General features: G+C 62.3%; 12 protein-coding genes, 3 tRNA genes and 1 riboswitch. Of the genes, 5 read left to right on the top strand and 10 right to left on the bottom strand.

The annotated features are described in order from the left end of the window. Positions 1-34 precede the first annotated feature (34 nt). The 6 genes from SB659_RS08660 to SB659_RS08685 form a co-directional block, all read right to left on the bottom strand. Positions 35-1,201: a LacI family DNA-binding transcriptional regulator gene (locus tag SB659_RS08660; protein WP_410550134.1), complete on the bottom strand. Its 1,167-nt coding sequence runs from the start codon at positions 1,199-1,201 to the stop codon at positions 35-37. Then, on the bottom strand, positions 1,201-2,079 hold the full coding sequence (locus SB659_RS08665) for a PfkB family carbohydrate kinase (RefSeq protein WP_410550135.1): 879 nt from the start codon (positions 2,077-2,079) through the stop codon (positions 1,201-1,203). Before SB659_RS08665 ends, SB659_RS08660 begins: the two co-directional genes overlap by 1 nt. 85 nt (positions 2,080-2,164) lie before the next feature. Beyond that, positions 2,165-3,166: an SIS domain-containing protein gene (locus tag SB659_RS08670; RefSeq protein ID WP_410550136.1), complete on the bottom strand. Its 1,002-nt coding sequence runs from the start codon at positions 3,164-3,166 to the stop codon at positions 2,165-2,167. 516 nt (positions 3,167-3,682) lie between these two features. Next, positions 3,683-3,758, bottom strand: a tRNA-Phe gene (locus SB659_RS08675). A 48-nt stretch (positions 3,759-3,806) separates the two neighbouring features. Next, a tRNA-Asp gene (locus tag SB659_RS08680) sits at positions 3,807-3,880 on the bottom strand. Positions 3,881-3,964: 84 nt separating this feature from the next. Next, positions 3,965-4,037 (bottom strand) — tRNA-Glu (locus SB659_RS08685). Between the two features lie 212 nt (positions 4,038-4,249). Between SB659_RS08685 and SB659_RS08690 the strand changes: the two genes are divergently transcribed. Beyond that, positions 4,250-5,188, top strand: a complete 939-nt coding sequence (locus SB659_RS08690) for a DMT family transporter (RefSeq protein ID WP_410550137.1) — start codon at positions 4,250-4,252, stop codon at positions 5,186-5,188. Here the strand turns inward: SB659_RS08690 and SB659_RS08695 are convergent. Beyond that, entirely contained in the window at positions 5,185-6,108 is a 924-nt protein-coding gene (locus SB659_RS08695) for a carbohydrate kinase family protein (protein ID WP_410550138.1), read from the bottom strand. The two genes, SB659_RS08690 and SB659_RS08695, sit on opposite strands and share 4 nt — an antisense overlap. Before the next feature lie 88 nt (positions 6,109-6,196). Here SB659_RS08695 and SB659_RS08700 point away from each other — a divergent pair, with 88 nt between their 5' ends. Together SB659_RS08700 and SB659_RS08705 are read left to right on the top strand one after the other, a co-directional pair. After that, a complete protein-coding gene (locus SB659_RS08700) occupies positions 6,197-6,640 on the top strand; it encodes a metallopeptidase family protein (RefSeq protein WP_284975827.1) in 444 nt (147 codons plus the stop codon). Positions 6,641-6,650: 10 nt separating this feature from the next. Continuing rightward, positions 6,651-7,571, top strand: a complete 921-nt coding sequence (locus SB659_RS08705; protein WP_410550139.1) for a cation diffusion facilitator family transporter — start codon at positions 6,651-6,653, stop codon at positions 7,569-7,571. 51 nt (positions 7,572-7,622) lie between these two features. Here SB659_RS08705 and SB659_RS08710 read toward each other — a convergent pair whose 3' ends face one another. Next, a complete protein-coding gene (locus tag SB659_RS08710) occupies positions 7,623-8,660 on the bottom strand; it encodes a universal stress protein (protein ID WP_410550140.1) in 1,038 nt (345 codons plus the stop codon). A 418-nt stretch (positions 8,661-9,078) separates the two neighbouring features. Between SB659_RS08710 and SB659_RS08715 the strand changes: the two genes are divergently transcribed. Continuing rightward, positions 9,079-9,780 (top strand): FAD-binding protein, encoded by a 702-nt coding sequence (locus SB659_RS08715; RefSeq protein WP_410550236.1) that lies wholly within the window; start codon positions 9,079-9,081, stop codon positions 9,778-9,780. Positions 9,781-9,885: 105 nt separating this feature from the next. Here the strand turns inward: SB659_RS08715 and SB659_RS08720 are convergent, their stop codons facing one another. Both SB659_RS08720 and SB659_RS08725 read right to left on the bottom strand, forming a co-directional pair. Further along, positions 9,886-10,680, bottom strand: coding sequence for a hypothetical protein (locus SB659_RS08720; RefSeq protein ID WP_410550141.1), 795 nt, complete (start codon positions 10,678-10,680; stop codon positions 9,886-9,888). 3 nt (positions 10,681-10,683) lie between these two features. Next, a riboswitch (cyclic di-AMP (ydaO/yuaA leader) is annotated at positions 10,684-10,867 on the bottom strand. Positions 10,868-10,983: 116 nt separating this feature from the next. Continuing rightward, positions 10,984-11,619 (bottom strand): copper resistance protein CopC, encoded by a 636-nt coding sequence (locus SB659_RS08725; RefSeq protein ID WP_410550142.1) that lies wholly within the window; start codon positions 11,617-11,619, stop codon positions 10,984-10,986. A gap of 116 nt (positions 11,620-11,735) precedes the next feature. On the opposite strand from SB659_RS08725, the gene SB659_RS08730 reads away from it, so the two are divergent. Further along, on the top strand, positions 11,736-13,178 hold the full coding sequence (locus SB659_RS08730) for an NCS2 family permease (RefSeq protein ID WP_284975832.1): 1,443 nt from the start codon (positions 11,736-11,738) through the stop codon (positions 13,176-13,178). Positions 13,179-13,248: the final 70 nt, after the last annotated feature.

Below are 13,248 nucleotides of genomic sequence, written 5' to 3' on the forward strand. Positions count from 1 at the left end.
AAGGGTCCTGCAGGAAATTGCGGATGGGAAATTTCTAGCTGCTGCTGGAGGCTCGCACGGGACCGTCGGAGGAGCGTGCGACAAGCAAGGACGGCAGCACATGCTTCTTGGGCGCGGAAGTGTCACCAGAGATGCGTGCCATCAGTTGCTGTGCGGCCGCCGCACCCATCTCACGCATGGGTTGCTGGATCATGGACAAAGGTGGTTCCATGACGGCAGCCCATGGGCTGTCATCGAAGCCGATCAGCGAAACGTCCTTCAAAAGCCGGAGGTTTCTGGCACGCAAGGCATGGAGTGCGCCCACCGTTGCCTCTGTCTCGGTGGTGAAGATGGCCGTGGGCGGATCGGCCAGTGCCAGCATGCCGCTGACCGCCCGCGCCGCTTGCCCTTCGTTCTTCAGAACATGGGTGATCAGGTCCGTGTCAAAGGGCAGGCCCGCCTCTTCCAGGGCATCCAGGTATCCCCGCAATCGCTCCCCATCACTCCAGAGAGCTTCATCGAGGATGCTGTGCATCTGCTTCAAGTCAGTAGCTGGGCTCAAGGTCACAGGACCCCAGGCAAAAGCTATGCGCCGATGCCCATTCCGGATGAGCGATGCCACAGCTGCGCGGGCAGCCTCACGGTTGTCGATCACCACGGAATCGGTTTCCAAGCTATCTACCAGGCGGTCGATGAGAACCACGGGAGTTCCACGGTCCACGGCATTGGAAAGATGGGAAACATCGTCACTCCTGCCCGCGGCGGAGGCCACCACGAGGCCATCTACTTGCTTGGCCAAGAGCACAGCGATTGCGTCGCGTTCCAACTCAAGTTTCTCGTCGGTGCTCAGAATGATGGCGTCGTAGCCGGCTCCCTTCGCAGTCTCGGAAATACCTTTGAGCACTCCGGAGAAGAAGGGATTGGCCACATCGGCCAGCACAATGCCAAGTGTCTTGGTAACACCCGTGGTCATGCTCCTCGCCAAGGAATTCGGCTGGTAGCCCAGCTTCTCGGCCGCCCGCATCACCTTGGCGCGGGTGACCTCGCTGACTGAGCCGTAGTTCCCCAGGGTACGGGCAACAGTGGCCCTGCCCACCCCTGCAGCAGCGGCTACTTCCGTGATGGTGGGAGCAGCCGGGTGGTTCTGATGATCCGACGCCATCCTGCCTCCTTTGATCATGGAATCCGCTGCAGCGGACGTGCCCTTTGATTCTTCCTCCATCAGATCCTAGTTGGTGCACCGACCGGCCGGCCGTAACCAAAGGCGCCCTCTACATAACATTGGGCCGCCGCGGCCTCTGCCCCGCGAGCCAACGCTTTCTGCAGCGAACCATGGGCAGGCCGGCACTGCCGCGTCCAGCCGGAACCCAGCAATTCCACTACCAGTCCGGCGAGAAATGCGTCGCCGCAGCCCATCGTGTCTGTGAACTGCCGGGCATCAGTAGGTGCAGCCGCCTGCGTAAGGAAAGTCTCGCCGTCGTACATCATTGCCCCTGCCTCCCCCCTGGTTCCGACCGCCAGCGCGGCCCCGGCTGCGTGCACCCTCCGCAGGTCGTCTTGAACCGATTCCACGGGCAGGTTTCCACAGCTGAGCAACGCGAGGTCGATATACGGAGCCGTTTGGCTGAAGTAGGAGTCGGCGCGCCGCTCGGGCTCCGAAGAGTAGTCGTAACTAACCAAGCTTCCGGTGCTTTGAACGGCCGCCAGTTGGGACTCAGAAGCCGAGTAGACACTCGAGTGGACGAGATCCGCGGACGCCAGATATTCAAGGTGTTCCGGCGTCAAGACGAATGGATCACTGGTGGTGACGCCTCCCTGGTTCCAGCCCAGGAAGACTCTGTCGCCATCGATCACCTTGATTTCAGTGACGCCGTTGAGGCCATCACGTACAACGCATTTGCTGGTGTCCACCCCCTCAGCGTCGATCGCTTCACGAACGAATTCGCCCAAAGGATCCGAGCCGAACACACCGAGATAGGCGGAGTCGATTCCCAGCCGGTGCGCAAAGACGGCGACGTTGACGCAGTTTCCACCCGGGTACATCACATTGCGGTCCAGAAAACGGTCCACGATATTGTCCCCGAACCCGATTATTTTCATGCTTTTCCTGTCTAGATTCTGCGGGCCCGGGGTTTCCCGGGCCCGCAGACGGGGTGAACTGCCCACGAATGGGCCGATGGATGCGTCAGTACTCCACCACGCGGTAGTAACGGCGCAGATCCAAGGAGTGGTTGCGCACGCGTTCGAGGTGCTTGCTGAACCGATCCAGAACGGTATCGAGAATCAGGGGGGCCACCAAGGCGCGGAACCGGGGGCTGACGCCGGGGAGCTCGTAGTCCTTGCTGTCCAGGAGGGTGGTGTTTTTGTTGTAGTTCTCAGCGAATTTCACCACTCGCTCCATGAGCGGGCGGCTCTCGTCTTCGCCGACCAGCAGCATCAGGCTGGTGTCTTCCTCGATGAGTTCCAAGGAACCATGGAAGAACTCTGCACCGTGGACACGGGTGGTGCGGAGCCACTGCATTTCTTCGAGAATGCACATGGAGTAGAGGTACGTGAGGCCCCAGAGGTTTCCGGTACCCACCAGGAAGTGGTAGTCGGCGTCCCTGTTCTTCTCGGCGAAAGCCTCGGCTACCGATTCAGCCTGACCGGCGACGGCGATCAGGCCCTCCGGGACCGACTGCAGTTCGGAGGCCAGATCTTCGTAGCCATCGAACTCCCCGCGCGCTGCCAGCAGTTTGGTGCTGAGGAGAATCATGGGGATGTCGAAGGGCCAGGTTTTGGGTTCCGTCACGAGCGCGACGTCGAGCGCCTTGGCAAAGGGGCTGTTACCGAAGCCTGTGAATCCCACCGTGTAGGCACCCTTGGCCTTCGCGAACTCGATGGCCTCGATGACGTCCTCGGTGGTGCCCGAGACTGAGGCGAAAATTGCAACGGAGCCAGCACCGAAGGTGGGGTCGTTCGTCAGCATGAGTTCCTTGCCGATGGCGGCACGGACGGGCAGCGTGGAGCGGGAACGGATGAAGTGCTCGTAGGGCAGCATTGCGGCATATGTACCGCCGGCGCCGATCAGGAACAGGTTCTCGATGCCCCGCTGCTGGATGGTCTCAACGACCGATTCAATCTCACCCTGCAGCGCCAATGCACTGCGGGCCTGTGTGAGGAATTGCTCTTCTTTGAAGCCAAGCACGGATGGTCCTTTCGGAGTTATCAGCAAGCCATGAAACGTTTGATACCGGTATCAAACGAGATCATCATCGTTTCATAGGGAAATGCAGGCGTCAATAGGGCGCCGTTCGCAGGTGGGTGGCGCCGGGCCGTGCTCCGGGATGGCTCTTAGGCGGTTCCTCCCTGCGCCGCCGGCAATGGCGCCGATGATCAGCAGGAGACGCCACCGGGCAGTGGCAGGGCTGGAGAAGCATAAACGAGCCGAGGGCGGGAGCCATGACCTTTGGGCGTCGACGCCTCCCAGGACCAAAGCGCTACCCCGGGCTTTACGGCAGCGAATAGAGCCACGACGAGACTCTGTAGCACCGCCCAGGCCGACCGGACCATCCTGACCCTTCGGCGGTTCATACGCCGCGCACAAGCTGCCACGCAGATCCTATGGCGATTCGCTCGCACCGCCGGAACCAACAGGTGAGGTGCCGACCTATAGCCCGTTAAAGAAGAAAAGCACCAGTTCGAATGAACTGATGCTTCCCAGTGGTGGCTCCGACCGGCGTCGATCCGGTGACCTTTCGATTTTCAGTCGAACGCTCTACCAACTGAGCTACAGAGCCTAGGTGACATGTCACCTTGAGACCCGGAATTTCTTCCGTATCCCAGAGCGACCCTGACGGGACTTGAACCCGCGACCTCCGCCGTGACAGGGCGGCGCGCTAACCAACTGCGCTACAGGGCCTTGCTGTGCGATATCGCTACCGCGTTTTTTTCAAGGCTTCTAGCTTACCAGACTTTCATGACCCGGTTTACCACTTGCCTTGCGTACCCCCAACGGGATTCGAACCCGTGCCGCCGCCGTGAAAGGGCGGTGTCCTAGGCCGCTAGACGATGGGGGCCTGAACTCAGTTCGTAAATGAGCAGAGAAAAAGCCCGCTTCCGCGGTCTTTCCCGGTTCTTGCCCGTCCGAACTGGACTCTAAAACTTTAGAGCATGAAGAGCGATATTCCCAAATCGGGGCTCTGTGCCGTGAAGCGGTCGCCTTAGCGGGACTTCGTGAGGTGTCCGAAACCCGCCAGCGGCTGTCCCGAACCGCGATTAGATTATCCCTATGACAACCACCACCCCGGCCGGATCCGGCCAACCCAATCCCGGCCTGCCGCCGCGCACCACCCCAGCGCGGACAGCGGGCATCAGCAGGCGTGGCATCGCCGCCGTCGTCATCACCGTGCTCCTCTGGGCCTCGGCTTTCGTCGGAATCCGGGCCGTGGGCCCGAGCTTCTCCCCCGGTTCCTTGTCACTGGGACGTCTGGCGGTTGCCGCCGTCGCGCTTGGTATTGTTGTGCTGCCGACCCTCAAAGTGTGGCCTCGGGGCCGGGAGTGGCTCCCGATCATTGCCTACGGCGTGATGTGGTTCGGGGGCTACAACGTGGCCTTGAACGCCGCGGAGCACATGCTCGACGCCGGCACCAGCGCCATGCTGATCAACGTTTCCCCCATCCTCATCGCCATCCTTGCGGGCATCTTCCTCAAGGAGGGCTTTCCGCGGTGGCTGCTGATTGGCAGCGGGGTTGCGTTCTGCGGCGTCGCGATGATCGCGCTGGGTTCGGGACAACGCTCGACGGCGGATGTCGCCGGTGTGCTCTTGTGCTTGCTTGCCGCTGTCCTCGCCTCAGTGAGCGCGATCCTACAAAAGCCTGTACTCCGGAAATTCACCGCCGGCCAGGCGACCTGGTTCGGCATCCTGGTGGGAGCCGTTTGCTGCCTGCCCTGGGCCGGGCAGCTCGTTAGCGAAGTGCAAGCGGCCCCACTCCCGGCCACACTCGGCCTCGTGTACCTGGGAATCTTCCCTACAGCCATTGCCTTCACTACATGGGCGTACGCACTTTCCTTGATCTCCGCCGGGCGGCTCGCGGCCACAACGTACCTGGTTCCGGGGACCACCATTTTGATCTCGTGGGCGGTGCTTCAAGAGGTGCCAACCATTTGGGGCTGGGTTGGCGGTGCAGTGTGCTTGATCGGCGTCGGATTGACGCGCCGCAGGTCCTAGCGGGCCATTCCTGCCAGAAGTTCCCGATGCGTCGGCGGGTTGGCGCCGGGCCTGCCCACGGTGATCGACGATGCCATCGATGCGATGGTCCCGATCCGCTCCAAGACCGTGGGTGCCATCCCGTCGCTACCCCGCAACAACAGGCCCATGATCAGCGCGGAGGTGTACGAATCACCGGCGCCGATGGTGTCTGCCACGGCGGAGGGCACAGCCGGAACGGTGAGCTGTATGTGCTTGGTCGCCATGAGCGAACCCTTGGCGCCCTGCGTGATGACAGCCAGCCCGGCGCCAAGGGCCAGGAGATGCCTCGCGGTATCCTCCAGATCCTTGCCCGGGTAAAGCCAGCGGGCATCCGAACCGCTCATCCTGACGACGTCCGTCAGTGGCACCATCTCCTCGAAAAGGGACAACGCCTCCTGATGGCTCCCCAGAAGATCGGGACGGATGTTGGGATCGTAGGTCACCATCGACCCGCCCTGCGCCTGCTCCAGCAAACCCCGCACAACCCCGGCTCCGGGCTCCAGGAACGTCGCAATGGAGCCGGTATGGAGGATCCGCGGAGCGTAGGGCAGGGCAACGGGCGGCAAGGCCCAGTCGATGTCGAACGTGTATGTGGCCGAACCGTCGGCAGCAATCCGGGCCGTCGCCGTCGCCGTTTTCTCCAGAGACTTGGACCCTGGCAACAGCACGACGCCGGCGCTCTCCAGGTGTGAGGCGATCGCTGCGCCCCGTTCGTCACGGCCAATCGCCGTCAGCAGCCCCGCTTTGACGTCCAGTCGGCCCAGTCCGTAGGCGACGTTAGCCGGCGAACCGCCAGGGTACTCGATGTCACCTTCAGGGGACTTCACGATATCGATCAGCGCCTCCCCCACCACGACGACGGCGAGTGGCTCGGGCGTGAGATGGGGCGAGGCAGACATGCAGATCCTGTTCGTTGGCGAGGGCTTAGATTTAGTATCGCCCATGACGCCACAGCCCAGGGCCCTGCCCACGGGCTACAGTCGTAATATGCCCGCGAACCTCCCGCCCGGCCTTCCAAACATTCCCGACGGCGGTTTTCCCTCCTCGCCGCTGCGGAAGGCTCCCTTCGGGATGTCGGCCGAAGATTTTGAGGCGGCCGTTACTGATGCCTTGCACCGGATTCCGCCCAAGGCCGCCAACGCGATGGACAACGTGGCCATTTTCATCGAGGACGTCTACACACCCCAGCCAGGCGAGGATCCGGACACCGTATTGCTTGGGCTTTATGAGGGCGTCCCGCTGACCGAGCGTGATTCGTGGTGGGAGGCAGGTTCGTTGCCGGACCGGATTACCATTTTCCGGCAACCCATCTTGGACATGTGTACAAGCCGTGAGCAAGTCATCCACGAGGTGGTCGTCACCGTTATGCACGAGATTGCGCATCACTTCGGAATTGATGACCACAGGCTCCATGACCTCGGCTGGGGCTAGCCTTGTAAGCATGGCGCACGACCACAATCATTCCCACGGACTCACAGCAACCGGTAGGCACCGGAAACGGCTGATCGCAGTACTGGCCATCACCTTAGCGGTGGTGGGAATCCAGGTGCTCGGCGCCGTGGTGTCAGGGTCGCTGGCCTTGCTGGCCGACGCCGGCCACATGCTCTCAGACGCGGCAGGGGTTTTCATCGCGCTGATGGCAACGTGGATTGCCACCCGGCCAGCGAGCGATCAACGGACCTATGGCTACCAACGGGCAGAGGTCCTGGCGGCCTTGGCCAACGCACTGATCCTCATTGTCATCGCTGTAGTGATCATGATTGAAGCGTTGCGTCGTTTTGGCGAGACGCCGGACATCCGTACCGACGTCATGTTGTGGGCAGCAGTCCTGGGCGCCGTCGCCAATCTCTGCTCACTCCTGATTTTGCAAGGCGCGCAGAAAGAAAGCCTGAACGTCCGCGGTGCCTACCTGGAGGTCGTTGGCGACCTCCTTGGTTCAATTGCCGTGATTGTGGCTGCCGTTGTGATCATGACCACCGGCTTTACGGCAGCAGACCCGATTGCGTCGGTCCTCATTTCCCTCATGATCATCCCCCGGGCCTGGCACCTCCTGCGAGACGTGGTGGACGTGCTCCTTGAGGCAACGCCCAAGGGAGTTGATGTGAACATGATCAGGGAACACATCATCGCCGTCGACGGAGTAGTGGAGGCCCACGACATCCACATTTGGACCATCACCTCAGGGGTTCCGGTCTTCTCGGCCCACGTGGTGGTGGAGGACCAAGTGCTTAACGCCAGCGGGGCCGATAGCATCCTCGATCAGCTGGGGACCTGTCTGGGCCGGCATTTCGACACGGAGCACTGCACGTTCCAGTTGGAGCCCGTCAGCCACTCCGAGCACGAGTCACACCAGCACGCTTAGCCGGGAGCTAGCACTCCCGGCTTGGACCCAGCACTCCCGGCCGGGACCGACCTACGCTGCCCCGAGCATCGGCCCGAACTGGGGCCGGTCAGCCAACCGAGGGTCTTCCCTGTCCGGGACAACCAACACCGGCCCCTTGGCATGGTGAAGGACGCCATCCGAGGTGGAGCCCAACAGCATTCCGGCGAACCCACCACGTCCGCGAGTACCCAGGACAACAAGCTCCACCCCGCCGCTGGCCTCGACAAGGACCTCCACCGGTGAACCGTCCCTGAGTTCCGCTTCTACAGTCAATGCAGGGAAGTGGCTCTTGAGCCAGGCCACGCCCGCCTCAAGCTGGACCTTGATGTCCGCGAACAAAGCGTCCCGGTCCATGGGTGCAGGCACCCAAGCAAGTGAGCCGCTGTACTGCGGCACAGCGCAGATAACCCGGAGCTTGGCGCCTATCCGCATGGCTTGTTCCGCCGCATCAAGTACTGCCACCCGGGCTTGCTCCGAGCCGTCAACACCTACCACCACCACGTTCTCCACGGTCCGCGGACCGGACTTTGCGTGCTGGGCTTTGATGTGTTTATCCTCGGTGTTTTCACCTAGGCGGTCCGCGCAGTACAACGGAACTGTTACGGTGGGGCACTTGGCGTGGGCCGGCAGCGCGCTGCTTACCGATCCCAGCAGCCGACCCACAAAACCGCCCCGCCCCCTGCTTCCAAAAACAAGAAGTGCGGCGTCCGCCGAAAGATCCAGCAGCACGCCCGCGGCGTCGCCGTTTTCCACAGAGGCGTCAACGTCGATGGCATAACTGGAGACTTTGTCCATGGCTTGGGCAATGATGGCCTCCGCGCCCTCGCGGATCACCGAATCGTCTACGGTCGCATAACCGCCGTCGAGCCCTGACGCAGCAAAAATAGGTACCGAATATGCCGTGACGATGTGCAGGGGTAGCTGGCGGCGTTCGGCTTCCCTCGCTGCCCAAACCAAGGCGCACTTTCCATGCTCGGATCCGTCAACTCCGACCACGATGCCACCAGGCGCCACTGCCTGGTCCTCGCGGTCATTCGGCTCATTGATGTGCCTGCCGTGCTGGTCCATGGGGGCCCGCCTCTCCACCTACTGCTTGATGTTCCGGCTATTCTGCCAGAGGTTTCTTCCTACGGCTTCCCGCAGGCACTGGTGTCAACAACCGGGGCGAAAGATCTCAAGGAATCTCTTCCGCCAATGCCCACTATTCTCGGTCCACAGGGCCTAATCAAGGCGACTTTGGGCTATGTGGGTAACGGTCCGGGCTCAGTTCTTGGACCCCGTTATTGCGGTCCGCCAGGACGCCGAAAAACGCCTCCTTGAAAGCTATCCTTGGCCGAAAAAGTTCGGTAGTGTTCGAGTCACTGAATGGACGGGGAATGTGTTTCACAACACACCTCGGCCATTAGCTGCGGCCGCTTGGGATTTCCGACTGGGCCCACGCGCAGCCCGAACAGCACCGATGTCAAGGAGGAACCACGCAGTGTCACTGACGCCTGATTCCGGCATGGAACGTACCACCACCGTGGTCATTGGAGCCGGCCTCTCCGGCTTGGCAGTGGCCAGTGAGCTTAGCCGCCACGGAGTCGGTTCCATCGTTCTAGACGGCTTCGGCGCCTTGTCCGCTTCCGGACAGAACGTCAACACGGGAATGCTTCAGCGATGCGACGCGGGTGACCCTGGAACCATCCAAGAACGCCACGAGATCCTCCGGCACTTGCGCAACTACGCCGCCAACCACCACATAGATGTGCGCAATGCCACGCGTGCACTCCGCCTTGATTTCCTCGGGCGTGAACCATCCGCGCAACTCGGTTACGGGCTGTCCAAAAGCTTCACGGGGGCTGCTGCCAACGCGGCGTTGGAGCTCTCAGGCCCCATGGAAGCCGCCCCGCGCCAATGGGCTGTCCATACAGCGGACGGCATTCTGTTGGCGGATCACATAGTGGTGACGCGCTGCGCACAAAGCCAACTGCGTCGCATGCTGTCCGAACTGGGGATCGCCCTGGGCCAGAACTTTGCCACGGCCATGCGTGCCCTGGGAATGCACCTCGTGGGCGTCGGTGAACTCATTGCGCCCAGCCCCAAGGAGGTGCTCCGGCAAGCCAAGGCCGTGGGGCAGGCGATTTCGTCAAAGGTCGCTTTGCCTGGCGGATCCCTTTCCACTGGCTCCCGTATGGCCATCGCCTGAGACTTAATCGCACAACTGCGAACACCAAAGACCGGCACGGTCGAAAGACGCTAGTCCTCCACCATGCCGGCCTTTGGTTTGCTGCCTAAAGCTGCAGCCTGAAGCTTATGCGCCCGCGCGCACGTACGTGACAGGTCCGACGGCGGTCATCCAGCTAACAGGGTGGATGCCGGTCTGGTTGCCGTTGATGCCACCGCTGATGGCCTGACCGTTGCCAATGTAAATGGCAACGTGACCGGACTGGACGATCATGTCGCCCGGCAACGGTGAGCTGACTACCTTGCCGTAGTTCAGGAACTGCAGGGGCGCGAGGTCCCCAACAGGGATGCCAGCCGAGCCAAGGGCCCTTTCCACCATGGCAGTGCAATCCTGCATGATGCCGATCTGCGCGTATGCCGAGGCGACCATGGCGGCGTTTACACCGCTGGCCGGCGCGGCGGCCGCAGGAGCTACAGGCGCTGCAGCCGGTGCGGCTGCAGTGGCCTTGACGGCAACGGGTGCTGGAGCAACAGCTGCGGCGACTGCCTTCTTGGCGACCGGGGCCTGAGCGGCGGGAGCGTCGACGACGGGGGCCGGCTTTTCGACGACCGGGGCTGCCTCGGAGGCAACAGTGGGACGCTCGAAGTTGACGGTTGCCGTAGCTGCAGCGGTGACGACCTGGTTAGGCGCCCCGGTGACGTGTTCCGCTACGGTGGCGGGGCTGGAATCCCGCTGAACGGGCGGCTCGGCAGCGTGTGCCGCTACGGTGCCGGTCAAGACCAAGCCCGACGCCGCGGCGATCACGGCGGCCTGGCGACCAGCGCCGGACGCGTTGCCGGCAACGGCCTTGGAGATGGAAATAAAAGGATTAGGACGTACGGTGTCCGCCTTACGACGGCCGCGAAGAATGCGTGAAGACATGAAAGAGCCTCTCCCGATGCCTGCGAGGTTAGCTGTCGGATTCGGATGGGAGTCACCCGGCCACGATCCCCCGCTGTGCAGCGGAAGCCTCGTGGCTTCACCCCAAGGCACGCTCGAAAGCGACCTAAATTGGGTTCCCCGTCTCTGCCGTGGTTTGTCTGCGAACGGATTCCGGGACTGCGGCAGAGCTAGGCAATCAGTCCGGAAGTGCCCGCTACGTGGAACAGGCACAGTTACAACCGTACGGGATCCTTCCGGCAAAGTCACATTTCTGTAACGGACAGGCTTCCTGCTCAGGCTTCCCTACTCAGGCTGGTCGTCGCCGTCTGCCTCGTCCGGGACTGCCAGTTTGCGGCGCGCAGTCACTGCCAGGTACGCCACTATGCCAACTGCGACCACAGCCAGGCCCACTATGCTCCAAGGAAACGGCTCGGACGAGTCCTGGGCACGCACGCCCTCGCCCGCCCGAGGCGCACTGCTGCTGCCGGGAGCCGCTTCGCCCGCAGTCGGGACCGCCGCCAAGGCGGACGGCACCGCAGCGCCGCCTGCCGACGTCGTACTTCCAGTGGTTGCCGTGAAGCTGAAGGTGCCTTCAATGGGATGCGAGTCGGAGCTGACCACGCGCCATACAACCGTGTATTTGCCCGCCGGGGCACCGGAACGCAACTTTTGCACGGCTTGGTTGTCGATTATTTCGACGGCGCCGTCCGCCCAGTTCTGCCCGCCCTCGCTAACGGTGACGCCGGATCCGATGGCCAGCGGCGGGTTGTTGAACGTGATCGAAACCGACGCTGGAACCTCTGCCACGGTGGCACCGTTCGCTGGTGCCGTTGACTCAGCGACATCGTGCGCGGACGCTGGCGCTGCTGAAAACAGCAAAGCGCCGGCGAAGGCAAGAGCTGCGACGACGGCGGCCAGAAGCGTGCGGGTTGTACGCATTTGGGGCGGTTTCTCCTAGTGTTGGCTTCCTTACAGAGTAGGCGAATGGTCACAGGCACCCGCTCCGCGGGGCATAGGATTTGATAGCACACTCCCCCCGAACCCCGGAGACCTTCATGCTGAAACAAGGTTCTGCCCTTGACCGCTACTTCAAGATCACCGAACGCGGATCCACGTACTCGCGGGAAATCCGGGGCGGGTTCGCGACGTTCTTCGCCATGAGCTACATCGTGGTTTTGAACCCTCTCATCCTTTCGGGCGCCGATTCCGGCGGGGGTACCTTGGGGTCGGCTGCTGTTGCGGCGACCACTGCCTTCGTTGCAGGCATCCTGACAATCCTCATGGGCGCCTGGGCCAAACACCCATTTGCCTTGGCCACCGGCTTGGGCGTTAACGCCTTTGTAGCGGTCACGGTTGCCACGCACCCGGGCCTTACCTGGCCGGACATGATGGGTTTGGTGCTCCTCTCCGGCCTGACCATGCTGATCCTGGTCCTGACCGGTTTCCGGACGGCTGTGTTCAAGGCAGTTCCCGATGCCCTAAAGACCGCGATCGTGGTGGGCATCGGCTTCTTCATTGCCTTGATCGGGCTCGTGAATGCTGGCTTTGTCCGCCGGATCCCCGACGCCGCCCACACCACGGTTCCCCTGGGGCTGGGCGTTGATGACAAGTTGCTCGGCTGGCCCACACTGGTGTTCGTCGTCGGGCTGATCCTGACCATCGCCCTGGTTGTCCGCAAGGTCCGCGGTGCGATCCTGATCGGCATCGTGGTGTCCACCGTGCTTGCGGCCATCCTCGAATTCACGCTTCACATCGGCCCCAGCTTTGATGGGAAAAACGTCAACCCCCGCGGCTGGTCGCTGGTAGCACCCACCATCTCGCAATGGGGTGCCCCCGATCTGTCCCTGATCGGCAAAGCCAACCCTGTAGGTGCCTTCCAACACCTCGGCTTCATCGCCGCCGCCCTGCTGGCTTTCGTGATCCTGCTCAGCATCTTCTTCGACGCCATGGGCACCATGGTGGGCTTGGCCAACGAGGCAGGCACCGTGGATGAACACGGCAACATCCCCAACGTTGACCGTGTCCTTCAGGTGGACGCCCTCGGTGCCATCATCGGCGGTGGCTCCTCCGTCTCCTCGAACCAGATCTTCGTTGAATCCGGCGCCGGCATCGGGGAAGGCGCCCGAACCGGCCTCGCCTCGATCGTCACAGGCCTCCTGTTCCTGGTGGCCATGTTCTTCACCCCACTGATCAACCTGGTTCCGTTCGAAGCCGTAGCGCCGGCACTAGTAGTGGTGGGCTTCATGATGGTTTCGCAAGTGGGCAAGATCGACTGGCAGGACTGGGGCCTCGGCATCCCCGCCTTCCTGACCATCGCCCTTATGCCGTTCACGTACTCGATCGCGAACGGCTTGGGGGCCGGCTTTATCTCCTACGTGCTGATCCGCGCATTCCAGGGCCGCGCGCGTGAGGTGCACCCACTCATGTGGGTTGTGGCAGCGGCGTTCGTGTTGTTCTTTGGCATCGGCACCATCGAGGAGATGTTCGGGGTCAAGTAAGGGCAAGGCCCGAGTCCGGAGACCCAGACACTCCCGACGCCGAAGTGCTGGTTTTCATCCACTCCTTCGG

This window comes from Arthrobacter sp. SIMBA_036 (assembly GCF_046535135.1).
In the GTDB taxonomy this organism is placed as follows: Bacteria; Actinomycetota; Actinomycetes; order Actinomycetales; family Micrococcaceae; genus Arthrobacter.

Excerpts from the sequence above, each read along its gene's own strand:
- SB659_RS08720 (WP_410550141.1), bottom strand. The coding sequence starts at position 10,680 with ATGTCTTCACGCATTCTTCGCGGCCGTCGTAAGGCGGACACCGTACGT.
- SB659_RS08665 (WP_410550135.1), bottom strand. The coding sequence starts at position 2,079 with ATGAAAATAATCGGGTTCGGGGACAATATCGTGGACCGTTTTCTGGAC.
- SB659_RS08705 (WP_410550139.1), top strand. The coding sequence starts at position 6,651 with ATGGCGCACGACCACAATCATTCCCACGGACTCACAGCAACCGGTAGG.
- SB659_RS08730 (WP_284975832.1), top strand. The coding sequence starts at position 11,736 with ATGCTGAAACAAGGTTCTGCCCTTGACCGCTACTTCAAGATCACCGAA.
- SB659_RS08700 (WP_284975827.1), top strand. The coding sequence starts at position 6,197 with ATGCCCGCGAACCTCCCGCCCGGCCTTCCAAACATTCCCGACGGCGGT.
- SB659_RS08725 (WP_410550142.1), bottom strand. The coding sequence starts at position 11,619 with ATGCGTACAACCCGCACGCTTCTGGCCGCCGTCGTCGCAGCTCTTGCC.
- SB659_RS08710 (WP_410550140.1), bottom strand. The coding sequence starts at position 8,660 with ATGGACCAGCACGGCAGGCACATCAATGAGCCGAATGACCGCGAGGAC.
- SB659_RS08690 (WP_410550137.1), top strand. The coding sequence starts at position 4,250 with ATGACAACCACCACCCCGGCCGGATCCGGCCAACCCAATCCCGGCCTG.
- SB659_RS08660 (WP_410550134.1), bottom strand. The coding sequence starts at position 1,201 with ATGGAGGAAGAATCAAAGGGCACGTCCGCTGCAGCGGATTCCATGATC.
- SB659_RS08695 (WP_410550138.1), bottom strand. The coding sequence starts at position 6,108 with ATGTCTGCCTCGCCCCATCTCACGCCCGAGCCACTCGCCGTCGTCGTG.